This window comes from Plantibacter sp. Leaf314 (assembly GCF_001423185.1).
GTDB lineage: Bacteria > Actinomycetota > Actinomycetes > Actinomycetales > Microbacteriaceae > Plantibacter.
In genome coordinates this window covers 90410-114875 of record NZ_LMOB01000002.1, presented here as the reverse complement: position 1 = coordinate 114875, position 24466 = coordinate 90410, and the positions used below count along the sequence as shown (strand labels likewise).

20 protein-coding genes are annotated in these 24466 nt (G+C 69.7%); 16 read left to right on the top strand and 4 right to left on the bottom strand.

Features of this window, described 5'->3' with window-relative positions:
• The first annotated feature begins 52 nt into the window (after nt 1-52).
• From ASF68_RS13805 to ASF68_RS13780, 6 genes are all read left to right on the top strand, one after another.
• On the top strand, nt 53-277 hold the full coding sequence (locus ASF68_RS13805) for a heavy-metal-associated domain-containing protein (protein ID WP_056012287.1): 225 nt from the start codon (nt 53-55) through the stop codon (nt 275-277).
• Entirely contained in the window at nt 277-2571 is a 2295-nt protein-coding gene (locus tag ASF68_RS13800) for a cation-translocating P-type ATPase (RefSeq protein ID WP_056012284.1), read from the top strand. Before ASF68_RS13805 ends, ASF68_RS13800 begins: the two co-directional genes overlap by 1 nt.
• A 75-nt stretch (nt 2572-2646) precedes the next feature.
• A complete protein-coding gene (locus ASF68_RS13795) occupies nt 2647-3927 on the top strand; it encodes a GAF domain-containing protein (RefSeq protein WP_082498734.1) in 1281 nt (426 codons plus the stop codon).
• Between the two features lie 113 nt (nt 3928-4040).
• Nucleotides 4041-5564, top strand: coding sequence for an aldehyde dehydrogenase family protein (locus ASF68_RS13790; RefSeq protein WP_056012279.1), 1524 nt, complete (start codon nt 4041-4043; stop codon nt 5562-5564).
• A 110-nt stretch (nt 5565-5674) separates the two neighbouring features.
• Complete coding sequence (locus ASF68_RS13785; RefSeq protein ID WP_056012276.1) at nt 5675-6067, top strand: DUF779 domain-containing protein; 393 nt, start codon at nt 5675-5677, stop codon at nt 6065-6067.
• Nucleotides 6068-6233: 166 nt separating this feature from the next.
• The gene (locus ASF68_RS13780; protein ID WP_056012273.1) at nt 6234-8417 is read left to right on the top strand and encodes a DEAD/DEAH box helicase; all 2184 of its coding nucleotides are present in this window, start codon (nt 6234-6236) and stop codon (nt 8415-8417) included.
• A 57-nt stretch (nt 8418-8474) separates the two neighbouring features.
• Here the strand turns inward: ASF68_RS13780 and ASF68_RS13775 are convergent, their stop codons facing one another.
• Complete coding sequence (locus ASF68_RS13775; RefSeq protein ID WP_056012271.1) at nt 8475-8741, bottom strand: mycoredoxin; 267 nt, start codon at nt 8739-8741, stop codon at nt 8475-8477.
• 127 nt (nt 8742-8868) lie between these two features.
• On the opposite strand from ASF68_RS13775, the gene ASF68_RS13770 reads away from it, so the two are divergent.
• The gene (locus ASF68_RS13770; protein WP_056012269.1) at nt 8869-9897 is read left to right on the top strand and encodes a 6-phosphofructokinase; all 1029 of its coding nucleotides are present in this window, start codon (nt 8869-8871) and stop codon (nt 9895-9897) included.
• A gap of 76 nt (nt 9898-9973) precedes the next feature.
• Here ASF68_RS13770 and ASF68_RS13765 read toward each other — a convergent pair whose 3' ends face one another.
• Nucleotides 9974-12076 (bottom strand): S9 family peptidase, encoded by a 2103-nt coding sequence (locus ASF68_RS13765; protein WP_056012266.1) that lies wholly within the window; start codon nt 12074-12076, stop codon nt 9974-9976.
• A 77-nt stretch (nt 12077-12153) separates the two neighbouring features.
• Between ASF68_RS13765 and ASF68_RS13760 the strand changes: the two genes are divergently transcribed.
• The 4 genes from ASF68_RS13760 to ASF68_RS13745 all read left to right on the top strand — a co-directional run bounded on the left by ASF68_RS13760 (nt 12154) and on the right by ASF68_RS13745 (nt 16547).
• Nucleotides 12154-12993 (top strand): aldo/keto reductase, encoded by an 840-nt coding sequence (locus ASF68_RS13760; RefSeq protein WP_056012263.1) that lies wholly within the window; start codon nt 12154-12156, stop codon nt 12991-12993.
• Nucleotides 12994-13047: 54 nt separating this feature from the next.
• Nucleotides 13048-14892: a DUF2207 domain-containing protein gene (locus ASF68_RS13755; RefSeq protein ID WP_157580458.1), complete on the top strand. Its 1845-nt coding sequence runs from the start codon at nt 13048-13050 to the stop codon at nt 14890-14892.
• A gap of 144 nt (nt 14893-15036) precedes the next feature.
• Nucleotides 15037-16215 carry an inorganic phosphate transporter gene (locus ASF68_RS13750; protein WP_056012257.1) on the top strand — a complete coding sequence of 393 codons (1179 nt, stop codon included), beginning with the start codon at nt 15037-15039 and terminating at the stop codon, nt 16213-16215.
• Nucleotides 16212-16547: a hypothetical protein gene (locus ASF68_RS13745; RefSeq protein ID WP_056012254.1), complete on the top strand. Its 336-nt coding sequence runs from the start codon at nt 16212-16214 to the stop codon at nt 16545-16547. The genes ASF68_RS13750 and ASF68_RS13745 overlap by 4 nt, the downstream gene beginning before the upstream one ends.
• Before the next feature lie 158 nt (nt 16548-16705).
• On the opposite strand, the gene ASF68_RS13740 is transcribed toward ASF68_RS13745, so the two are convergent.
• The gene (locus ASF68_RS13740; RefSeq protein ID WP_056012251.1) at nt 16706-17983 is read right to left on the bottom strand and encodes a uracil-xanthine permease family protein; all 1278 of its coding nucleotides are present in this window, start codon (nt 17981-17983) and stop codon (nt 16706-16708) included.
• Nucleotides 17984-18117: 134 nt separating this feature from the next.
• Here ASF68_RS13740 and ASF68_RS13735 point away from each other — a divergent pair, with 134 nt between their 5' ends.
• From ASF68_RS13735 to ASF68_RS13725, 3 genes are all read left to right on the top strand, one after another.
• Complete coding sequence (locus ASF68_RS13735) at nt 18118-19569, top strand: NCS2 family permease (RefSeq protein ID WP_056012248.1); 1452 nt, start codon at nt 18118-18120, stop codon at nt 19567-19569.
• A 67-nt stretch (nt 19570-19636) separates the two neighbouring features.
• Nucleotides 19637-20539, top strand: a complete 903-nt coding sequence (locus ASF68_RS13730; RefSeq protein WP_056012245.1) for a phosphodiesterase — start codon at nt 19637-19639, stop codon at nt 20537-20539.
• 173 nt (nt 20540-20712) lie between these two features.
• A complete protein-coding gene (locus ASF68_RS13725) occupies nt 20713-22179 on the top strand; it encodes an aspartate ammonia-lyase (protein ID WP_369796508.1) in 1467 nt (488 codons plus the stop codon).
• A 64-nt stretch (nt 22180-22243) separates the two neighbouring features.
• On the opposite strand, the gene ASF68_RS13720 is transcribed toward ASF68_RS13725, so the two are convergent.
• On the bottom strand, nt 22244-23149 hold the full coding sequence (locus ASF68_RS13720) for a fumarylacetoacetate hydrolase family protein (protein ID WP_056012241.1): 906 nt from the start codon (nt 23147-23149) through the stop codon (nt 22244-22246).
• A 308-nt stretch (nt 23150-23457) separates the two neighbouring features.
• Between ASF68_RS13720 and ASF68_RS13715 the strand changes: the two genes are divergently transcribed.
• Nucleotides 23458-23832, top strand: coding sequence for an FKBP-type peptidyl-prolyl cis-trans isomerase (locus ASF68_RS13715; RefSeq protein WP_056012238.1), 375 nt, complete (start codon nt 23458-23460; stop codon nt 23830-23832).
• Nucleotides 23833-23919: 87 nt separating this feature from the next.
• Entirely contained in the window at nt 23920-24450 is a 531-nt protein-coding gene (locus tag ASF68_RS13710; protein WP_056012236.1) for an adenine phosphoribosyltransferase, read from the top strand.
• Nucleotides 24451-24466: the final 16 nt, after the last annotated feature.

Below are 24466 nucleotides of genomic sequence, written 5' to 3'. Positions count from 1 at the left end.
GGAGGTACCCCCTGGGGGTATAGTGGTGGCTCCGAGTCACTGAGGAGGACGCATGTCCGAAACCACCGCAACCACCACCTACCGGGTCGACGGCATGACCTGCGCGCACTGCGTGTCGGCTGTCACGTCCGAGCTGTCCGCGCTGTCCGGCGTGGACGAGGTCGTCGTGGACCTCGAGGCGGGGAGCGTCACGGTGGCCGGAACCTCCTCGTCCGACGAGGCGGCCATCGGTGCCGGCGTCCAGGAGGCCGGCTACACCCTCGTCGGTCGTCGCTGATGAGCGCGCCGCTGCAGACCCTCGATCTCGACATCGCGGGCATGACGTGCGCGAGTTGTGTGGCGAGGGTCGAGAAGCGGCTCACGGCGCTCGACGGCGTCGAGGCGCAGGTGAACCTCGCGACCGAGCGCGCGACGGTCACGGCGCCGGCGGCCGTCACCGCGGAGAAGCTGGTCGCGGCGGTCGCGAAGGCCGGGTACACGGCGACGGTGCGTCCCGGCGCGGACGAGCGTTCCGGAGCACACCGCGACGATGCCCCGACACCGGAGTCCGAGTCCGACCCCTCGGCGACGGTGACGACCCTCCGCACCCGACTCGTCGTCAGCACCGTGCTCGCCCTCCCGGTCATCCTGCTCGCCATGGTCCCCGCCTGGCAGTTCGACCACTGGCAGTGGCTGTCGCTCACGCTGGCGACGCCCGTGGTGTTCTGGGGCGGCTACCCGTTCCACCGCGCGACGTTCGCCACGCTGCGTCACGGCTCGGTGACGATGGACACGCTCATCACCCTCGGGACGGGCGCGGCGTACCTGTGGTCGCTCTGGGCGCTCTTCTTTGGCATGGCCGGGATGACCGGCATGCGCCACGAGTTCACCTTCTTCGCCCCCGACGCCGACCCCTCCGGTGCCCTCTACCTCGAGGTGGCCGCGGGCGTCACCGTGTTCCTCCTCGCCGGGCGCCTCATCGAGCAACGATCGAAGCACAGCGCCGGGGCGGCGCTCCGCGAGCTGATGACGGCCGGAGCCTCCGAGGTGTCGATCCTCCGAGAGCGGGCCGCCGATCCGAGCGACCTGATGGCGGCGACCCGCCAGGAGGAGCGCGTCCCCGTCGACCGCCTCCTCGTCGGCGACCTCTTCCTCGTGCGGCCGGGGGAGTCCGTGGCGACCGACGGCACGGTCGTCGAGGGCGCCGCGAGCGTCGACGAGAGCCTGATGACGGGGGAGTCGGTCCCCGCGGAGAAGACGGCGGGTTCGCCGGTCACCGGTGGGACGATCGCGCGCGGCGGATCGCTCGTGGTGCGGGCCACCGCCGTCGGCACCCGGACGAGGCTCGCACGCATGGCGCAAGCGGTCGAGGCCGCTCAGCTCGGGAAGAGTCGCATCCAACGCCTCGCGGACCGCATCTCCAGTGTGTTCGTGCCGATCGTGCTCGTCACGGCGGTCGCGACCGCGATCGTGTGGATCGCCGCGGGCTCGTCGGTGCAGGCCGCCTTCACCGCGGCCGTCGCCGTGTTGATCATCGCCTGCCCGTGTGCGCTCGGCCTCGCCACCCCGGTCGCCCTCCTCGTCGGCACCGGTCGAGGGGCGCAGCTCGGCATCCTGATCGCCGGACCGGAGGCTCTCGAACGCGCGAGCGGCATCGACCGTGTCCTGCTCGACAAGACCGGGACCATCACCTCGGGGCGGATGAGCGTGACCGAGGTCTGGGCGGAGGGTACCGCCGACGCGGCGCTCGACCTCGCCGCAGCGCTCGAAGCCGACTCCGAGCACCCCATCGCCGAGGCGATCGTCGAGGAGTCCGCACGTCGTGGCGGAACACCTCCGACGGTTTCGGACTTCGCGAGCTTCGAAGGCCTCGGGGTCACCGGGACCGTCCGTGGAGGGACCGTCCTCGTCGGACGACCCGCCTTCGCCGAGGACCAGGGGTTCCGAACCGGAGCTGCGGCCACGGCGGCGCTCAGGGCCGCAGCGGAACGCGCGAGCACCGTCGTGGTCGTCGCCTGGGACGGCGAGGTCCGCGGGATCGTCGAGGTTGCCGACACCGTCAAGCCGGAGGCGCGGGCCGCCGTCCAGCGTGCCGTGGCGCTCGGGATGACTCCGGTGCTGCTCACCGGTGACAACGCGGCCGTCGCCGCCCGCGTCGCGGCCGAGGTCGGGATCACCGAGGTGATCGCCGACGCGAGCCCGATGGACAAGGTCGCCGCCGTCGAACGCCTGCAGGCGGACGGTCACCGCGTCGCGATGATCGGCGACGGGGTGAACGACGCGGCCGCGATCGCGACCGCCGACCTCGGGGTCGCCATGGGGACGGGGACCGACGCGGCCAAGAGCGCCGCCGACCTCAGCATCGTCTCCGGGTCGCTCGCCACGGCCGTCGACGCGGTCCGGCTGTCGAGACGGACCCTTGGCATCATCCGAGGCAACCTCTTCTGGGCGTTCGCGTACAACGTCGCGGCGATCCCGCTCGCCGCGCTCGGGCTCCTCAACCCGATGATCGCGGGCGCGGCGATGGCGTTCTCGAGCGTGTTCGTCGTGCTCAACAGCCTGCGCCTCCGGCGGTTCCGTCCGGCCGCCTGAGGACATCCGTCACCTGCCGGGCTGCGGCGGTTACACTGTCCGCAGAACCGATCGACGTGGATGGGTGGTGGTGAGGTGACCAGTCCCTGGCTGGCGGCCCCGGCGCGTGCCGAAGCGCAGCGCGGACTCGTGCGGCGGCTCGTCCGCGAGTCGTGGGAGCGGTCGATGGGCCGTCACCTCGACCCGGACAACCTCATGCCGGAGCTCGCCTTCGACGAGGACGAGTTGCGCGACCACCGGCTCGGTCATCCACTCGCCGGCGTCCTCCCGGTCATCACGCGGCTGCTCGTCGAGGACGCCGACGACGACTCCGGCATGCTCGTCGCGGTCGGCGACGCCATGGGCAGACTGCTCTGGGTCGACGGCGACCGTCACCTGCGTCGTCGGGCGGAGGGCATGTTGTTCGTCGAGGGCGCCGGCTGGTCGGAGCGCGAGGTCGGCACGAGTGCGCCGGGAACCGCACTCGAGCTCGACCACGGGATCCAGATCCACGCGGCCGAGCACTTCAACCGGCTCGTGCATCCGTGGAGCTGCACGGCGGTGCCCGTGCACGACCCGGAGACGAGACGGATCATCGGGGTGATCGACATCACCGGAGGACCGCAGGCCGTCGCCTCGCATGCACTTCCGCTCATGGAGGCGACCGCGGCAGCCGTCGAATCCGAGATCATGGTGCAACGCCTGCGGGCGCTCGCCGATCGCTCTTCGGCCGGACTCGGCCGACGTCGAGGGACGCCCCGTCCGACCCTGGTCCGGCCGGGACTGCAGGTGCTCGGCCGCGACACCGGGATGCTCGTCGGCCACGGCGCGGAACGGCCGACCGAACTCAGCCGCCGTCACGCCGAGATCCTGACGCTGTTGTCCTGGCACCGGCAGGGCCTCAGCGCCGAGGCGCTCGCCGACCGGCTCTACGACGCCGACGAGGCGCCGGTCACCCTGCGGGCGGAGCTCGTGCGACTCCGGAGGGTGCTGACCGCGGCCGCGCCGACACTCGTCCCAGCCTCACGCCCGTACCGCCTCACCGCACCCCTCCAACTCGACGCCCACCAGGTGCTGTCGCTCCTCGACCGCGGCGCCCACCGGGCTGCGCTCGCCGCCTACCCGGGCCCGCTGCTCCCCGACTCGACCGCGCCCGGCATCGTCGAGCTGCGCGAGCTGGTGGCGACCAGGCTCCGCGAGGCGATGCTGACCGATGCGTCCGCGGACCTCCTGTACGACTACCTCGGGAGCGCCGCGGCCCCCGACGACCTCGAGGTCCTCCACGCCTGCCTGCGAGCGCTCCCGCCGCGCTCGCCGAAACGGGCGGGGATCGTCGCCCGGGTGGAGGCGCTCGAAGCCGATCTCGCGGCGAGCTGACCGCTGATCCGCGTCGAGCGGTGATGCAACCTCATGCAACCTGAGCGCCGGTAGCGTCGGACGCACGCACCTGAGCGGTGCGGCCACCGACAACGTCGTCGACAAGGAGTGCCATGACCGTCTACGCCAACCCGGGTACCGAAGGTGCCGTGTTCAGCTACGCCCCGCGCTACGACCACTTCATCGGGGGCGAGTACGTCCCGCCAGCGAACGGACAGTACTTCGAGAACCCGACGCCCGTCACCGGCGCGGTGTTCACCGAGATCGCCCGAGGGACCGCGGCCGACGTGGACCGCGCCGTCGAGGCGGGATGGAAGGCGTTCCCCGCGTGGTCGAAGACCAGCGTCGCCGAGCGCGCCGTCATCCTCAACCGGATCGCCGACCGCATGGAAGAGCACCTCGAGGAGATCGCGGTCGCCGAGAGCTGGGAGAACGGCAAGCCGGTCCGCGAGACCCTCGCCGCCGACATCCCGCTCGCGATCGACCACTTCCGCTACTTCGCCGGCGCCATCCGCGCCCAGGAGGGCGGCATCTCCGAACTCGACCACGACACCGTCGCCTACCACTTCCACGAACCGCTCGGCGTCGTCGGGCAGATCATCCCGTGGAACTTCCCGATCCTCATGGCGGTGTGGAAGCTCGCGCCGGCGCTCGCCGCCGGCAACTGCGTCGTGTTGAAGCCGGCGGAGCAGACCCCGGCCTCGATCCACCTGATCGTCGACCTCGTGAAGGACCTGCTGCCCGCCGGCGTCTTCAACGTCGTCAACGGCTTCGGTATCGAGGCTGGTGCGCCGCTGGCGTCCCACCCGCGGATCCGGAAGATCGCCTTCACCGGCGAGACCACGACCGGCCGCCTCATCATGCAGTACGCGAGCGAGAACCTCATCCCCGTGACGCTCGAACTCGGGGGCAAGAGCCCGAACGTGTTCTTCGAGGACGTCGCGCGTGAGCACGACCAGTACTACGAGAAGGCGCAGGAGGGATTCAGCATGTTCGCCCTCAACCAGGGCGAGGTCTGCACCTGCCCGAGCCGGGCGCTCGTGCAGCGGTCGATCTACGACGGCTTCGTGGGCGACGCGCTCGTGCGCATCGGCAAGATCAAGCAGGGCAACCCACTCGACACGGACACCATGATCGGCGCCCAGGCGTCGAACGACCAGCTCGAGAAGATCCTGTCCTACATGGACATCGGCAAGCAGGGTGGGGCGAAGCTGTTGATCGGTGGCGAACGGGCCGACCTCGGCGGTGAACTGAGCGGCGGGTTCTACGTCCAGCCGACCGTGTTCGAAGGCACCAACGACATGCGGATCTTCCAGGAGGAGATCTTCGGCCCGGTGCTCGCGCTCACGAGTTTCGCCGACTACGACGAGGCGATCTCGATCGCGAACGACACGCTCTACGGCCTGGGCGCCGGTGTCTGGAGTCGGGAGGCGACGACGCTCTACCGCGCGGGCCGGGCGATCGAGGCCGGCCGGGTCTGGTCGAACACCTACCACCAGTACCCGGCGCACGCGGCGTTCGGCGGGTACAAGCAGTCCGGTATCGGCCGCGAGAACCACAAGATGATGCTCGACCACTACCAGCAGACGAAGAACCTGCTGGTCAGCTACGCGGAAGGCCCGATGGGCTTCTTCTGATCGACCGGTCCGCGGGTGGCGCGCGTTCGGTTCGCGCCACCCGTGCACCAGGCCCCCGGGACCGGTGCGGCCGATCGGAGACCCCCTGATGAGACGACGGAGGACACACCATGACCGGACGGGTCGACGTCACCGAGACCGCTGCCGCGCTCCTGCGCGAGATGACCGCGGTGCACGGGCCGCTCATGTTCCACCAGTCGGGCGGGTGCTGTGACGGGAGCTCACCCATGTGCTACCCCGTCGGGATGTTCCGCACCGGGGCGGTCGACGTCCTCCTCGACACCCTCGACGTCGTGGGACTCGACGCGCCCGTCGAGGTGTACATGTCGCGCTCGCAGTTCGAGTACTGGAAGTTCACGCACCTCACGATCGACGTGGTCCAGGGCCGGGGGAGCGGGTTCAGCGTCGAGGCGCCCACGGGCCAACGCTTCCTCATCCGTTCGCGCATGCTCGACGACGCCGAGCTGGAGCGCTTCGGACTCCTCGAGGACGCCGCCGACTGAGCGCTCGCGAGCGATGCGGCCGATGGCGTAGACTGGGTACACGCCCGTCGGGCGCCCGTGTCGGTCTCGTGCAACGCTCTGTTGCTCCACGACGACCAGTCGGGCCCGACGCCCGTCTCTTCCGGCCCCTCGGCCGATGAGGCATTCTCGACTGCTCAGGAGGAGCATGCCGCACACCGGCCAGCAACGCCGTTCCCAGGGGCGTTCCAGCACCCGTTCATCTGGCCGCTCGAACCCCAGAGGGTCCTCGTCGCGCCACGACGACGACGCGCCCATCATCCCGATCCTCGCCCGCAAGGTGCGCGAGGTCGAGGCGAAGGCGCAGAAGGGCAAGGTCGGTCCCACCAACCGGACCAAGTACCAGGTCATCGCGTTCCTGGTCCGCGAGGAGCGCGCTCGGGTCAAGGCCGACACGAGCTACAGCGACGCCACCCGCGCCGAGCTCCTCAAGCGCCTCGACGGGGTCGCGACCATCCTCGCGAAGACCGCGGCGCGCGACACCTCGCTCATCCAGCTCCTCGAGGCGGACGCCGCGACGAGCCCGGTCGCACAGCGACTCCGCCGTGACTGGCTGCTCGAGTCGGGCGCCGAACTCAGCGCCGACGAGCTCATCATCACCGTCGAGAAGCCCGTCATGGAATCGGTCGTCCCGGCCGAGCTCGCCGAGAAGCAGGTCATCCCGCAGTCGGTGAAGGCGCGTCAGCTGGCCAACCCGTTCCTCGCCCCCGACTTCAGCCAGGCGGCACCGCAGCCGACCGTGCGTCGTCGCCTCGACAGCTGGGAGCTCATGGGCCCGCTGTACAAGGCGTTCGAACTCGGTTCCGGCGGGGGAGCGGCCTCGATGGACCTCCCCGACGCGCCCAAGCTCGACCGGCTGTCGCCCCGTGGCCTCGAGGTCATGAAGCACCAGGCGCGGTTCGTCGAGAGCGTCAAGGAGGGGCATCGTTCCTTCCTGCTCGCCGACGAGCCAGGGCTCGGGAAGACGGCGCAGTCCGTCCTCGCCGCCTCCGTGGCGGAGGCCTACCCGCTGCTCGTCATCGTCCCGAACGTGGTGAAGATGAACTGGGCGCGCGAGGTCGAGCGGTGGACGCCGCACCGCCGGGCCACGGTCATCCACGGCGACGGCCAGGCCCTCGACGCCTTCGCCGACGTCATCATCGTGAACTACGAGGTCCTCGACCGCCACCTCGCCTGGCTCGGGACCCTCGGCTTCCGCGGCATGGTGGTCGACGAGGCCCACTTCATCAAGAACCTCCACTCCCAGCGGTCCCAGCACGTGCTGTCCCTCGCGAACCGGATCCGGAAGGCGACGCCCGGCCAGGACCCGCTGCTGCTCGCGCTGACGGGTACGCCGCTCATCAACGACGTCGAGGACTTCAACGCCATCTGGCAGTTCCTCGGCTGGATCAAGGACGGCAAGCCGACCGCCGAACTCATGGAGCGGCTCGAGGACACCGGCCTCACGCCGGCTGAGCACGCCTTCTACGCCGCGGCCCGTTCAGCGGTCATCGACATGGGCATCGTGCGCCGGAAGAAGCTCGACGTGGCGAAGGACCTCCCCGCGAAGCGGGTCGCTGACCTGCCGGTCGAGCTCGACGACGAGGCGATCCGGTCGATCCGCGACGCCGAGGCCGAGCTCGGACAGCGCCTCAAGTCGCGCTACGTACGCGTGTTGGAGTCCCGCGGAGAACGCGTCGACGCCTTGCACGACCCGAGCACCGAACTCATGCGCATGGTCGCCCAGGCGGAACTCGATGAGTCGAAGGCCGCCGGCGGTACCGAGAACGTGTTCACCATGATCCGGAAGATCGGTCAGGCCAAGGCGGTCCTCGCTGCCGACTACACGGCCCAGCTCGCGCGCTCGGTCGGCAAGGTCGTGTTCTTCGCGAAGCACATCGACGTCATGAACGCCGCCGAGCAGCTGTTCGCCGGTCGCGGTCTGAAGACGGTGTCGCTCCGCGGGGACCAGACCACGCAGGCGCGCCAGGCCGCGATCGACGCCTTCAACACCGACCCCGAGGTCGCGGTGGCGGTCTGCTCGCTCACGGCGGCGGGCGTCGGCGTCAACCTCCAGGCGGCGTCGAACGTCGTGCTCGCCGAGCTGTCGTGGACGGCCGCAGAGCAGACGCAGGCGATCGACCGCGTGCACCGCATCGGTCAGGAGGAGCCGGTCACCGCGTGGCGCATCATCGCCGCCCACACGATCGACTCCAAGGTCGCCGAACTCATCGACAGCAAGCAGGGGCTCGCGGCCCGTGCGCTCGACGGCAGCGATCAGGATGTGGCCTCGGTCGACTCCGTGCAGCTGAACGCCCTCGTCCACCTGTTGCGCGAGGCCCTGGGCGGCTGACGCCCGGGGTGCCCGGCCGGGCGGCGATCATCGCCACCCGGTCGGACCGCGAGGTGCTCAGACGCCGAGTGCGGTCTTCACTTGCGCGAGCGACGGGTTCGTCGCGGTGGAGCGGTCGGGGTAGATGACGGTCGGAACCGTCTGGTTGCCACCGTTGAGGGAGGCGACGAGTTCGGCCGTCCCCGGCACCTGCTCGATGTCGATCTCGGTGAAGGGGATCCCTGCGGCCGACAGCTGGTGCTTCAGCCGGGCGCAGTATCCGCACCAGGTGGTGGAGAACATGGTGATGCCGCCATCGGCGGGGAGGTAGTCGTCGGCACTCATCCCAGCAGCCTAACCCCGGCTCGCGAGAGCTCCGACACGTGCTGGATCGACCACCGGCGGCGAGACGGTATTGTCGGGGATGACTTCCGGCACCGGTGGTGCCCCGATCCCCATGAGGACTGTTGATATGAGAATTGGTGTGCTCACGAGCGGCGGCGACTGCCCCGGCCTGAACGCGGTCATCCGAGGTGCGGTGCTCAAGGGGACCAAGATCCACAACCAGGAGTTCATCGGCATCCGCGACGGATGGCGAGGTGTGGTCGAAGGGCTGACCATGCCACTCGACCGCCACAGTGTGCGCGGGCTCGCCAAACAGGGCGGCACGATCCTCGGCACCAGCCGGACGAACCCGTTCGAGGGCCCGCACGGCGGCCCGGAGAACGTGCAGCACACCATGGACCGCCTCGGGATCGACGCCCTCATCGCGATCGGCGGCGAGGGCACGCTCGCTGCGGCGAAGCGGCTCACCGACGCCGGACTGAAGATCGTCGGCGTCCCGAAGACCATCGACAACGACCTCGACGCCACCGACTACTCCTTCGGCTTCGACACCGCCGTCGAGATCGCGACCGAGGCCATCGACCGCCTGCGCACCACCGGCGAATCGCACAAGCGCTGCATGGTGATCGAGGTCATGGGCCGTCACGTGGGGTGGATCGCCCTGCACGCCGGCATGGCCGCCGGCGCGCACGCCATCCTCATCCCTGAGCAGCCGCAGTCCATCGAGCAGATCTGCGAGTGGGCCGACAGCGTCTACCAGCGCGGGCGTGCGCCGATCATCGTCGTGTCCGAGGGCTTCACCCTCGACACGATGGAGTCCGCGCACTCCGAGAAGGGGCTCGACGCCTTCAACCGCCCCCGGCTCGGCGGGATCGCCGACGTCCTCGCACCGGAGATCGAACGTCGCACGGGGATCGAATCCCGCGCGACGGTGCTCGGCCACCTGCAGCGCGGCGGCGTGCCGAGCGCGTACGACCGCGTCCTCGCCACCCGACTCGGCATGGCGGCGATCGACTCGGTCATGGCCGGCGACTGGGGCACGATGATCGCCCTCCGTGGCACCGAGCTCGTCAACTGCCGCTTCGAGGAGGCCCTCGGCAAGCTCAAGACGGTTCCGCAGGAGCGCTACGACGAGGCGGCCATCCTCTTCGGCTAGGCGCCCGACGACGAGACGACGCCTCCACCCCGCTCGGGGTGGAGGCGTCGTCTTGTCCGCTTACGCGGCTGTCCGCCTACGCGGCGTCGGTCTCGGCGAGGCCGAGCACGTCGAGCAACCACGCGAGTTCCTCAGCGCGCTCCTTCCAAGCGTTGTACCGCCCGCTCACCCCGCCGTGGCCGGCGCTCATCTCGATCTTGAGGAGTGCGGGCGCACCGGCGTCGCGGAGTCTGGCCACCCACTTCGCGGGCTCCACGTAGAGCACACGGGTGTCGTTGAGGCTCGTCGTCGCGAGGATGCGCGGGTACTGCTTCGCCGGGTCGACGTTCTCGTACGGGCTGTACGCCTTCATGTAGGCGTAGACCTCGGCGTCGTGCAGCGGGTCACCCCACTCGTCCCACTCGATGACGGTCAGCGGGAGCGACGGATCGAGGATGCTCGTCAGCGCGTCGACGAACGGGACGCCGGTGAGGATGCCCGCGAACCGGTCCGGCGCGCGGTTCGCGACCGCGCCCATGAGGAGGCCGCCCGCGCTGCCGCCCTCGGCGACCAACTGCCCGGCGGTCGTCCAGCCGTCGGCGATGAGGTGGTCGGCCACGTCGACGAAGTCGCTGAAGCTGTTCTGCTTGCGCAGCTTCTTGCCGTCCTCGTACCAGTGCCGGCCAAGCTCGCCACCGCCGCGGACGTGCGCGATCGCGAAGGTGACGCCGCGGTCGAGCATCGACAGCCTGGCGATGGAGAACGACGGGTCCATGCTCGCCTCGTAGGAGCCGTAGCCGTAGAGGTGGAGCGGCCCTGGGCCCTCGAGGTCGCGCCGACGCACGATGGAGACGGGCACCCGCGTCCCGTCGGCGGCGGTCGCCCACTCGCGGAACTGCTCGTACCGCGCCGGGTCGTAGTCGCCGAGGACAGGCTGCTGTTTGCGGACGAACCGCTCGCCCGAGCGGAGGTCGAGTTCGAGCACGGTCGACGGCGTGACGAGCGAGCCGTACCCGAATCGCAGCATCGGTTGCGACCATTCGCCGTTGCCGTGCCAGCCGACGCTCGAGAGGGGTTCGTCGAAGCCGAGTTCCTCGATGTCGCCGGTCGTCGCGTCGAGGAGACCGATCCGCGTCAGGCCGTCGCGCCGGTAGGCGACGGTCGTCACCGTGGCGAACGCCTCGACGTCCTCGAGTCGGCGCTCGCTGCTGTGGGGGACCACGACGCGCGGTTCCTGCAGTGGATCGTCAAGCGGCACCTCGACGAGTTCGAAGTCGGGGGCGTCGCGGTTGTGGAGGATGAGCAGACGGTCGGCGCCGTCGGCGATGCGGTGCTCGACGCTGTACTCGACGCCCTCCGTCCGCGGCCAGACGATGCGCGCCTCCTCGGTCAGCGCGTCGGCGGGGACGGACCGGGTCTCGCTCGTGACCGACGATCCCGCCTCGATGAGGAGCAGGGCGCGACTGCGGGTGAAGCCCGCACCCACCCAGAACCGTTCGTCCGGCTCGTGGAAGAGGACGACGTCCGCGGACTGGGCCGTGCCGACCCGGTGCAGGTGCACGGTGTCGGGCCGCCAGCTCTCGTCGACCGTCGTGTAGACGATCGCGGACGCGTCGGGGGAGAACTCGGCGCCACCGGCGGTGCCGAGGAGCTCGTCGTCGAGGTCGGAGCCGGTCGCGAGGTCACGGACCCGGACGGTGTACCGCTCGTCGCCCTCGACGTCGACCCCGTAGAGGAGTCTGGAGCCGTCGTCGGAGACGTCGAAGCTGCCGAGGGAGAAGAACTCGTGCCCCTCCGCCTCGACGTTCGCGTCCAGGATGATCTGCTCACCCGGGGCCGCGCCGCTCTCGGGCAGTGTCGGCGGGGTCCAATCGTCGGCGTCCGAGACGGGCACCCGGCACTGGATGCCGTACTGGCGGCCCTCGACACTCCGTCCGTAGTACCACCAGTCACCCGCACGGGTCGGGACGGACAGGTCGGTCTCGAGGGTGCGTCCCTTGATCTCCTGGAAGATGCGCTCCCGCAGGGCGGCGAGGTGGTCCGTCTCCTGAGCCGTGAAGGCGTTCTCGGCCTCGAGGTGTTCGATCACCTCCGGCGAGTCCTTCTCGCGGAGCCATTCGTACGGGTCCACCACGGTGTCGCCGTGATGGGTGCGTTCGGTCGGTCGGGTCTGGGCACGTGGGGCAGAGAGCTTCGCCATGGTCCAACGCTAGTCGAGGCTGAACCCTCCCAGCCCGCTCGGAGCCATCCGCGGGCCGACGGGTCTAGCGTTGGGGGATGACGACCATCCCCACCTTCGAGCTCAACGACGGTTCGAGCGTCCCCGCGATCGGCTTCGGCACCTACCCCCTGCGAGGGAGCGAGGGCACCGACGCCACGCTGTCCGCGATCGACGCCGGCTATCGACTCCTCGACACCGCCGTCAACTACCGGAACGAGGACGCGGTCGGAGCCGCCGTCCGCGAGACCGACGTCCCACGGGACGAGCTGGTCGTGGCGACGAAGCTCCCGGGCCGCGACCACGGCTTCGAGGAGACGATCACCTCGTGCCGCGGCTCGCTGGCATCGCTCGGCCTCGACCGCATCGACCTCTATCTCATCCACTGGCCGAACCCCTCCGTCGGCCGCTTCGTCGAGTCGTGGAAGGCCATGATCCAGCTGCAGCGGGAGGGCCTCGTCCGCAGCATCGGTGTCTCGAACTTCACGGAGGAGTTCCTGACGAGGCTCGCCGACGAGACCGGTGTCCTGCCGGCCGTGAACCAGGTCGAGCTGCACCCGTACTTCCCGCAGGAGGACCTCCTCGCGTTCCACCGCGAGCACGGCGTCCTGACGGAGGCCTGGAGCCCGCTCGGCAAGGCACAGGCGCCGTTCGCCGAGGAGCCCGTCGCGACTGCCGCCGCAGCGCACGACGTCTCGCCGGCCCAGGTCGTGCTCCGCTGGCACCACCAGCGCGGCGTCCTCCCGATCCCGAAGTCCGCGTCCGCGGAACGGCAGCGGACGAACCTCGACATCTTCGGGTTCGAGCTGAGCGACGCGGAGGTCCAGGCGATCACCGCACTCGGTCGTGCAGACGGCCGGCTCTTCGACGGCGACCCGAACACGCACGAGGAGATGTGAGCGTCGGCGGGTGCGGCCACGCACCCGCCGGACCCTCCTCCTAGACTTGGCGGGGTGAAGCCCCGACGTCGCAGCCAGCCCCCGATCCAGCCGCGAGCATCACGACCCGTCCTGGTCGCGTTGCTCCTGACGGTCCTCGCGCCGCTCGTCGTGATGACGGCGACGGCGGAACCGGCTGTCGCAGCCACCCGCGCCGACGTGTCCGACTTCACCTTCTCGTCCTTCGACGGGGAGTACACCCTCTCCCGGGGCGATGACGGCCAGGCCGAACTCCGGGCGGTGGAGACCTTCGTCGCCGAGTTCCCCGAGTCCGACCAGAACAAGGGCATCATCCGAGCGATCCCGGACGAGTTCGACCGGGCGCCACTGCACACGGAGATCGTGTCGGTCACCGACGCCGACGGTGCTCCCGTCGAATGGGAGGCCGACCGCGACGGCGACTTCCTCGAGCTGTCGCTCGGCACGGACGACTACGTCCGTGGCACGCAGAGCTACGTCATCACGTACACCCAGCGCGGGGTGGTCGGGGCCTATCGCGACACCCGTGCGGACGAGTTCTACTGGGATGCGCCCGGCACCGGCTGGGACCAGCCGTTCGTGGACGCGCAGATGACCGTGCGCGTCGACGCCGACATCGCCGACGCACTCACCGGCGAGGGCGCCTGCTACCGCGGCGATCCCGACGACAGCTCACCGTGCGACCTCGCCCAGGCGGAGGACGCGGACGCCGACGTCTTCACGACCGCTTCCGTCCCGCTCCAGGCTCGGCAGACGCTCACGGTCGCCATCGGCTTCGAGCCGGGCACCTTCGCCCAGCCGGCCCGACCGGGTGAGGCGCCGGTCTTCTCCATCGTCCCGATCGCCCTCGGCGCGCTGTCGGCCGCGGGGCTCGGTGCGCTCCTGTGGATCCGACTGCGGTTCTGGCGGGACCACCCCGGTCGCGGCGTCATCGTGCCCCAGTACTCCGTCCCGAAGCAGATGAACCTCCTGCTGGCGGGCGACCTCGCCGGCCGTGCCGCCTCGTCGATGGCCGCCCAGATCGTCAGCCTCGCCGTCCGCGGCAAGCTCCGGATCGTGGACGGACCGGGCAAGAAGGACTACTCCCTGCAGTACCTCGACGACAGCGCGACGGACGAGCAGGAACGGCGCGTGCTGGCCGCGCTCTTCCCCGACCGGAAACGGCCACGGGAGATGAAGCAGGTCGATCCGGCGCTCGGCAAGGCCGTCACCGCGGAACTCGCGGCCGCCAAGCAGACCGCGCTCGACCGCGGCCTTCGACGTTCGGTCCCGGCGGGGCGGGCGTGGATCATCGTGGGAGCGCTCGCCGTCATCGGCGTCGCTGGGATCGTCTTCTTCGGGGTCGCCTACGCCCAGCGAGCGGACAACGGCTGGTCGGTCGCCGCGCTCTTCGTGACCGGCATCGCGCTGCTCGCGGGGATCGTGTTGGCCATCGCGCCGAAACCGCTCACCGCCACCGGCGCCGAGGCGCGTGACGAGTTGCTCGGCCTCCGCGACTACCTCGAGCTGGCGGAGCAGGACCGCTTCCGCATGCTGCAGAGCCCAGACGGTGCGGAACGGGTGGACCTCGGCGACCCCGGCCAGCTCGTCCGGCTCACCGAACGGCTCCTACCCTTCGCCGTGCTCTGGGGCGTGGAGCGCGAGTGGGCCAAGGAACTCGGTGTCCGCTACGAACAGGCCGGGAGCGCGCCGTCCTGGTACGACTCGAACACGCCGTTCCAGGCGGCGATGTTCGCGAACGCCTTCTCCGGCTTCTCCGGATCGGCGTCGAGCACGTCCGCGTCGTGGTCGACGAGCGGAGGCGCGAGCTCCTCCGGTGGCTCGACGGGTGGCGGCTTCGCGGGTGGTGGCGGCGGCGGAGGCGGGGGCGGCGGACGCTGATCGGTGTCGAGTTGACCTCGACCGGGCAGGGTGTAAGGATCGTGTACGGCGGGTGAACCGCCGGTATCCAGCACGTGAATTCCCCCCACCCACCTCGTCGGGGAGCACTGTGTCCGTATTCGCTCCGCCTCGAGAAAGACACCAGTGGAACTCGTTACCCTGACTGTCGTGCTGGTCATCGCACTGGCCCTGTTCTTCGACTTCACGAACGGGTTCCACGACACGGCGAACGCCATGGCGACGCCGATCGCCACGGGTGCGCTGAAACCGAAGACCGCCGTCCTCCTCGCCGCGATCCTCAACCTGGTCGGTGCGTTCCTGTCCACCGAGGTGGCGAAGACCATCTCCGGAGGGCTCATCCGCGAGGGTGAGGGCGGTATCCGCATCGGGCCGGAGCTCATCTTCGCCGGCCTGATCGGCGCGATCGTCTGGAACATGCTGACGTGGCTCCTCGGCCTTCCGTCCTCCTCGAGCCACGCGCTCTTCGGCGGGCTCATCGGCGCTGCGATCGTCGGCGCCGGCCTCGGCTCGATCGACTTCGGCGTCGTCCTCTCGAAGGTCATCCTCCCGGCGCTCATCGCCCCGGTCACCGCCGGCCTCGTCGCGTACTCGGCCACGAAGCTGGCGTACCGCATCACGCGACGCTACGACGGCAAACCCGACGGCCGCGACGGCTTCCGGTACGCGCAGATCTTCTCCTCCTCCCTCGTCGCCCTCGCACACGGCACCAACGACGCACAGAAGACGATGGGCGTCATCACGCTCACCTTCATCGCGGTCGGGGTGCAGGCCGTCGGCACCGGCCCCGAACTCTGGGTCATCGTCGTCTGCGCGCTCGCCATCGCCCTCGGCACCTACATGGGCGGTTGGCGCATCATCAAGACGATCGGTACGGGGCTCACCGATGTGAAGCCGGCGCAGGGCTTCGCCGCCGAGACGAGCACCGCCGCGACGATCCTCGCGTCGAGCCACCTGGGCTTCGCTCTCTCGACCACCCAGGTCGCCTCCGGGTCCGTCATCGGTTCCGGTCTCGGGCGTCGTGGTTCGAAGGTCCGCTGGGGGACGGCCGGACGCATCGCGCTCGGTTGGCTCATGACCCTGCCCGCCGCCGGCATCGTCGGAGCCCTGGCCGCCGCCGTCGCACACCTCGGGCTCTTCGGCATCATCGTCGACGCCGTCGTCGGCATCGGCGTGATCCTCACGATCTTCCTCATCTCGCGCCGCAACCAGGTCGACCACAGCAACGTCGTCAGCGAGGTCGCCGACTCCGGTCGCGCCGTCAAGATCAAGCGCAACCCCAAGCCCAAGAAGGTGAAGAAGTGATCGACTGGGCAGCATTCCTGATCGTGTTCGCGACGTCGCTCGTCGGTGCCACCGCCGTCGTCAGCCTGTACTCCTTCGGGCTCCGACTGCTCACCACCGCCGGACGCATCCCGGTCGTCGCGCCGGCCGAGTTCACGGACGCGATCACCGTCATCACGCCGGAGGAGGCTGCGAAGGCGGCGAAGCGTGCCGCCAAGGCCTCGCGCAAGAACCCGCTGACGCCCGCACAGCAGAACCTGGCCCGCGCCGGTGCCTACGCCTGCTTCGCGCTCTGCGCGGCCGCGGTGCTCTTCGGCATCTACCTGATCGTCCCGTTCTTCCACCAGGGCTGACTCGTCTCGCCAGCGCACCGCGCTGACGCGAACCGCGCCGACCCGGCGTGACCGCGGGTCACGCGCGCGAACGCGGTGCTCCGCAGACCCGCGCTCGCGCGGACGACCCGCACTGACGTCAGCGCACCGCGCTGGCGCACCGGCCCGAACCGGATCGGTCAGGCGGTCTTGCGCCAGCGGCCGATGACCGTCATCACGTGGTAGATGACGATCGCCGCGATCGTGCCGAGCGCGATCCCGTTGAAGCTGACGTCGCCGCCCGCCACCCAGGTGAAGTCGGCGATGCCGATGATGAGCGCCGTGGCCGCAGTGAACTGGTTGACGGGCTTCGAGAAGTCGACCTTGTTGTCGAGCCAGATCTTCACGCCGATGATGCCGATGAGCCCGTAGAGGGCCGTCGTGACACCGCCCAGGACACCTGCGGGGATGGTGTTGATGACCGCACCGACCTTGGGGGAGAGGCCGAGGAGGACCGCGAACAGGCCGGCGACCCAGTAGGCCGCCGTCGAGTAGACGCGCGTCGCGGCCATGACACCGATGTTTTCGCCGTAGGTCGTCGTGCCCGAACCGCCGCCGAACCCGGCCAGCATCGTCGCGAGACCGTCGGACAGGAGCGCGCGACCGGTCTGCTTGTTCACGGAGGCGTCGGTCATCTGTGCGACGCCCCGGATGTGCCCGACGTTCTCGGCGATGAGGACGAGCACGACGGGGAGGAACGCCGGGAGGACGGCCCAGACGGCCGGGTTCGAGATCGGGTTGTCCGCGAGATGGAACTCGGGGAGGCCGACCCAGGCGGCGTCGGCGATCTTCGAGAAGTCGATCTCCTGTCGGATCGCCGCGACGACGTAGCCGACGACGACGCCGATCACGATCGACAGACGGCCGAGGATGCCGCGGAAGAGCACGGTCGAGAGGATGACGGCCGCGAGCGTCACGAGGGCGGTGACCGGAGCTTCCACGAAGTTGTTCTTCGCCGCGGGGGCGAGGTTGAACCCGATGAGCGCGACGATGGCGCCGGCGACGACCGGCGGCATGAGCGCGTCGATCCAGCCGGTGCCGGTGACCTGCACGATGACACCGACGAGCGCCAGGAGGAGCCCCACCGCGAGGATGCCGAAGAGGGCGCTGCCCATGCCCTGGCTCGCGACGGCGGCCGAGATGGGGGCGATGAACGCGAAGGAGGAACCGAGGTAGCTGGGCACACGGTTCTTCGTGATGACGAGGAACAGGATGGTGCCGACGCCCGAGAAGAAGAGGGTGGTCGTGGGCGGGAAGCCGGTGAGGACGGGCACGAGGAAGGTCGCGCCGAACATCGCGACGACGTGCTGCATCCCAAGCCCGATCGTCCGGGGCCAGCTGAGCCGTTCTCCGGGGCCGACGATCGCGTGGGTCGGGACGTGCTTGCCGTCGCCGTGCAGAGTCCAGGGCAGCGCCATGTGAGCTCGATTCCGTGGGAGGGTGCTGGTTAAGGGGTCCAGCCGATCGTAGCGGGACCCTTGCATCCCGGTCGTCGCGGGGCGGTCCGCCGTGCCGGTACGCTGGTTGCTTCGATGCAGACCCAGGAGGTCCAGTGACCACGACGCCCACCGCTCCGCGCTCGTTCCGAGAGCGTCTCGACGGTTTCTTCGAGATCAGCAAGCGCGGCTCGACCGTCGGAGGCGAGGTGCGCGGTGGCCTCGTGACCTTCGTCGCGATGGCCTACATCGTCATCCTCAACCCGATCATCCTGAGCGGTTCGGCCGACGTCACCGGAGGTGAACTCGGCTTCGCGCAGGTCGCCGCCGTCACCGCCCTGACCGCCGGCGTCATGACGATCCTCTTCGGCCTCGTGGCACGTCTGCCGTTCGCCTTCGCGGCAGGGCTCGGGATCAACTCCTTCCTCGCGGTCAGCGTCGTCGGCCAGGTCACCTGGGCGGAGGCGATGGGCCTCGTCGTCATCAACGGTCTGATCATCGTCCTCCTCGCGGCGACCGGTCTCCGCGCGATGATCTTCAACGCGGTGCCCATCCAGCTGAAGATCGCGATCACGGTCGGCATCGGCCTGTTCATCGCCTTCATCGGTTTCGTCGATGCCGGCTTCGTCCGCTCCACGGGCGCCGGATCCCCGCCGGTCGGCCTCGGTATCGAGGGTTCCGTCGCGACGGTCCCCACCGCCGTGTTCGTCATCTCGCTCCTCCTCACCGGTGTGCTCGTGGCCCGCAAGGTGAAGGGCGCCCTCCTCATCGGCATCGTCGCCTCGACGATCATCGCGATCATCGCGGAGGCCGTCTTCAAGGTCGGCGCCTCGAACGGTGGCGAGAACGCCGGCGGCTGGAACCTCAGCGTGCCCACCCTCCCCACCCAGGTCGTCGGCCTGCCCGACCTCAGTCTGCTCGGCCAGGTGAGCTTCGGTGGCTTCGAGCGCATCGGTGTCCTCGCCGCGCTCATGCTCGTCTTCACCCTCGTGTTCACGAACTTCTTCGACGCGATGGGCACCATGACCGGGCTCTCGAAGGAGGCCGGCGTCGCGGACGCGAAGGGCGACTTCCCGCGGCTGCGATCGGCGCTGATCGTCGAGGGCGTCGGAGCGGTGGCGGGTGGCGCCACGTCGTCCTCCTCGTCGACCGTGTTCATCGAGTCCGGTGCCGGGATCGGCGAGGGGGCCAGGACCGGCCTCGCGAACCTGGTGACGGGCGTGCTGTTCCTGCTCGCGATGTTCTTCACGCCGCTCACCCAGATCGTCCCGTCCGAGGTCGCCGCTGCCGCCCTCGTCATCGTCGGGACGCTCATGATGTCGCAGATCAAGGACATCGTGTGGACGGAGTTCTCCGTCGCGCTCCCGGTGTTCCTGACGGTCGTCGTCATGCCGCTCACGTACTCCATCGCCAACGGCATCGGCGCAGGCTTCATCGCCTGGGTCGTGCTGCGCTCGCTGTCCGGCAAGGCACGGGAGATCAGCCCGCTGCTCTGGATCGTGGCGGCCGGCTTCCTCGTGTTCTTCGCCCGCGGGCCCATCGAGCAGCTGCTCGGCGTCGCGTCCTGAGCCGGCGTCCGCCGCTGTCGGCGGCGGACGATCCGGTCTCGTCGGGGGTGCGTCCTAGACTCGGGGCATGACTTCCGACGTCCGATTCGGCCAGTATCCGGCACCCAGCCGCGTCATCGTCCACCTGAGCGATCCGCACCTCCTGGCCGACGGCCGTCGCCTCTACGACGCGGTCGACGTGCAGGCGAACCTCGAACAGGCGCTCCGGCAGGTCGAACGCATGCGGCTCCGACCCGACGCGATGGTCTTCACGGGAGACCTCGCCGACCTCGGTGAGGCCGACGCCTACCGGCGGCTCCGCGAGCGGGTCGAACCGGTCGCCGAACGGCTGGGCACCACGATCGTCTGGCTCATGGGCAACCATGACGAACGCTCGGTCATGCGCACGGAGCTGCTCGACCTGCCGGCGGGCGAGCAGCCGCTCGACGCGGTGTGGGACTTCGGTGGGCTCCGGGTGATCGGCCTCGACTCGACCGTGCCGGGGTGGCACCACGGTGAGCTGGAGGACGAGCAGTTGGCGTGGTTGCAGTCGGTGTTGAGCACGCCGGCGCCGCTCGGCAGCATCCTCGCCATGCACCACCCGCCGGTGCCGTCGAGCGTTCCCTTCTTCGACATCCTCGAGCTCCGCGACCAGCACCGGCTCGAAGCCGTCCTCCGGGGCAGCGACGTCCGGGCCATCCTCGGTGGTCATCTGCACTACTCGACCTCGAGCACCTTCGCCGGCATCCCGGTCCAGGTCGCCAGCGCCAGCTGCTACTCGATGAACCTCTCGCTCCCGTCCACGGAGGTGAACGGCATGTTCGGCGGGCAGTCCTTCAACCTCGTCCACGTGTACGACGACCGGATCACGCACTCGACCGTCCCACTCGGCGACTTCGTCACCGCCGACACGTTCAGCGAGGCGTTCATCGAGCGCATGGCGGCTCTGAGCCCTGCCGAGCGACTCGAGGCGTTCTCCCGCAAGCGGTGACGCCGCGCGCCGACCGTCTCGGGAACGAGACACGCGAGCGGCACCGGTGGACGCGCCCGGCTACGCTGGATGGGACATCCACCCACCAGGCAACGGAGCCACGAGTGACGATCAGCACCACCACCAGCACCATCCCGACCACCCCTGGAGCACACGACGACATGGCGGACAGCATGAGCACGGGCGAGACACGGACCGAGTCGGATTCGCTCGGCTCGATGCAGATCCCGGCTGACGCCTACTGGGGCATCCACACGGCACGAGCGCTCGAGAACTTCCCCATCACCAAGCGCCCGATCTCGGTCTACCCGGACCTCGTGGTCGCCATCGCGAGCGTCAAGCAGGCTGCGGCCCGCGCGAACGCCGAGATCGGGGTCCTCGATCCCGCGAAGGCGAACCTCATCGACCGCGCCTGCCAGATCATCATCGACGGCGACTTCCACGAGGAGTTCCTCGTCGGCGTGATCCAGGGCGGCGCCGGCACCTCGACGAACATGAACGCGAACGAGGTGATCACGAACATCGCGCTGGAACTCGCCGGCCACGCGAAGGGGGAGTACCAGTACCTGCACCCGCTCGACGACACCAACCGCTCGCAGTCCACCAACGACGTCTACCCGACGTCGATCAAGATCGCGCTCGCGTTCTCCCTCCAGTTCCTGCTGACGGAACTCGGACTGCTGCGCGACTCGTGCAGTGCCAAGTCCGACGAGTTCTCCCACGTCTTGAAGGTCGGCCGCACCCAGCTGCAGGACGCGGTGCCGATGACGCTCGGCCAGGAGTTCCACGGGTTCGCGACGACCCTGACGGAGGACTACGACCGCTTGCAGGAGACCCTGTGGCTGCTCGCCGAGGTCAACCTCGGCGCCACCGCCATCGGAACCGGGATCACCGCCGACCCCCGCTACGCGGAGTCGGTCGTCCGGCACCTCAACCAGATCACCGGCTTGTCGCTCACCACCGCTCCCGACCTCATCGAGTCGACGAGTGACGCCGGCGGGTTCATGTCGTTCAGCGGCACCTTGAAGCGCAGCGCGATCAAGCTCTCGAAGATCTGCAACGATCTCCGACTCCTGTCGAGCGGACCCCAGGCCGGATTCGGCGAGATCAACCTGCCGCCCCGTCAGGCCGGGTCGAGCATCATGCCGGGCAAGGTCAACCCGGTGATCCCGGAGGTCGTGAACCAGGTGGCCTTCAGCGTCGTCGGCGCCGACATGACGGTGACGATGGCGGCCGAGGCCGGGCAGCTGCAGTTGAACGCCTTCGAGCCCGTCATCGCACACTCCCTGCTGCAGAGCATCGTGTGGATGGCTCAGGCCTGCCGGACGTTGCGGGTGAACTGCATCGACGGCATCACGGCGAACGAGGAGCGCCTCGGCGTCATGGTCGGCGCCTCCGTCGGGGTCATCACGGCCCTCACGCCGTTCATCGGCTACCAGTCGGCCGCGGCGCTCGCGAAGACCGCCCTGCTCACCGGACGGAACGTCGCCGACCTCGTCGTCGAGGCGAACCTCATGACCCGCGAGGACGTGACGAAGCAGCTTTCTCCCGCCCGCCTCTCGGGGATCGAAGCGGTGACGTCGGCCATCCCGATCATCGACCTCCCGATCCCGGGCGCCGACTCCGACCCGAGTCGCTGAGCCGCACACACGACGAAGCCGTCCGGACCCATGGTCTGGACGGCTTCGTGCTGTGTCCGAGGGACTACGCGGCGGCGGTGACCCGACAATGGGTCGTCAGCGACCCGACGCCCTCGACCGATACCGTGACGGTGGCACCGTCCGTGAGGAAGACCTGCGGGTCGCGCGAGTATCCGGCGCCGCCCGGGCTGCCCGTGGAGATGAGGGTGCCGGGCAGGAGGGTCGCCGAACCGGAGAGGTGCTCGATGAGCGTCGCGACGCTGCGGACCATGTGGCTGGTCGAGGAGTCCTGCAGCGTCACGCCGTCGAGGACCGTCGAGATGTGGAGGGCCTGTGGGTCGGCGATCTCGTCGGCCGTCACGACCACGGGGCCGGTCGGGGTGAAACCGTCGAAGGACTTGCACCTCGACCACTGCGCCTCGGAGTACTGGATGTTCCGTGCCGTGATGTCGTTGACGACGGTGTAGCCGAACACGTATCCCAGGGCGTCGGCTGCTGCGACGTCGCGGGCGGCGCGACCGATGACGACGCCGAGTTCGGCCTCGTAGTCCACCTGCTCGCTGATCTCGGCCGGCCAGCTCGTCGTGCCCTCGTGACCCGTCAGCGAGTTGGCCCACAGGCCGAAGATCGTGGGGGCGTTGTCCGTCTTGAGGTTGAGCTCCTGCGAGTGTGCGGAGTAGTTGAGACCGACCGCCAGGATGGTCGGCGGGCGGAGGACCGCCGAGGCGTGCACGAGGCCGTCGAGCGGTTCGCCGCCGACGCCGTGGGCGATGGAGGTCTCGACGAAGCTGCGCACCCGGTCGAGCTCGGCGGGACCGCGCTCGATCAGCTCCTGGAGGTCGCGCGGGGCGTCTTCGAGGATCTCGTCGAGGAACACCGCCCCGGAATCGCTGATGACGGCGAGTCTGACCCGCGGCTCTGCGGGGGGACTCGACTGGTGGTCTGTGGCGACGAAATGGGCGAACTTCACGCCTCTACGCTATCGCAGCCTCGTCGGCGGTGGGCGTTGTGGCCATAGCGGTCCGGGCCCGAGCGGAGTGGCTCGACCTCGCCCGGACAGACTCATCGCCCGGTGCCGCGGCAGTGCCTGCGAGTCGCCCGGGCGATGAGTTGGTCTGTCCCATCAGCTTGCACCCGTCGGCGACGGAGCGCAAGACCCGGAATGCAGCTCGCCGGAGGCGCTCGGGTCTTCGACCCCGCATGCGGGGGAGTGGTGCCAGTTCACGCGCTCAGCGAAATCCGCATGTGCCGCGTCGGCGGAACTGCTTGGATGGATCCATGACCGATTCAGCACGCACCAAGCCCGAGGTCGACGCCCCAACGGGCCCGGCCCCCACCGAACTCGTCGTCGAGGACATCTTCATCGGCGAGGGCGACGAGGCCCAGGCCTCCTCGACCGTCGACGTCCACTACCTCGGCGTCGGCTACGACTCCGGCGAGGAGTTCGACTCCTCGTGGAGCCGCGGACAGTCCATCAACTTCCCGCTGCGCAACCTCATCCAGGGATGGCAGCACGGCATCCCCGGCATGAAGGTCGGCGGCCGCCGCAAGCTCACGGTCCCCCCGGAGCTCGCGTACGGCCCGGCCGGTGGCGGACACCAGCTGTCCGGCCAGACGCTGGTCTTCGTGATCGACCTCCTGGGCGTCAAGTAACCATCCGCAGGTCACCCCTCGTCCCCGCCGACCGACGGTCGCGGTGACGAGGGGTGTCGCATGTCCCCCAGACCGAACGAGGACCAGATGACCACCGCCACCCAGTACGTCGACCGCCTGACGGCGACGATCCCCGACTTCCCGACGCCCGGGATCCTGTTCCGCGACCTGACGCCCGTCTTCGCCGACGCTGACGCCTTCCGCGCGATCATCGACGAGCTGGGCGAGCACTTCGCCGGTCGCTTCGACGCGGTCGCCGGGGTCGAGGCCCGCGGGTTCCTACTGGCCGCCGCCGTCGCCTACGCGACGCACACCCGGCTGGTCCCGATCCGCAAGGCGGGCAAACTGCCGGGCGAGGTCCTGCGTGAGGACTACGGCCTCGAGTACGGCGCCGCGGCGCTCGAGCTGCGGACCGAGCAGCTGCCCGCCGGCACCCGCGTCCTCATCCTCGACGACGTGCTCGCGACCGGCGGGAGCTGTGGCGCGGCCGTCAACCTCATCGAGCGGGCCGGGTACACCGTGGCCGGACTCGGGCTCGTCCTCGAGCTGGAGGGCCTCCCCGGTCGCGCCTCGCTCGCCGGCCGCGACGTCTTCTCCATCGCCACCGCGCCCGCCTGAGTCGGGCCGCCCGAAT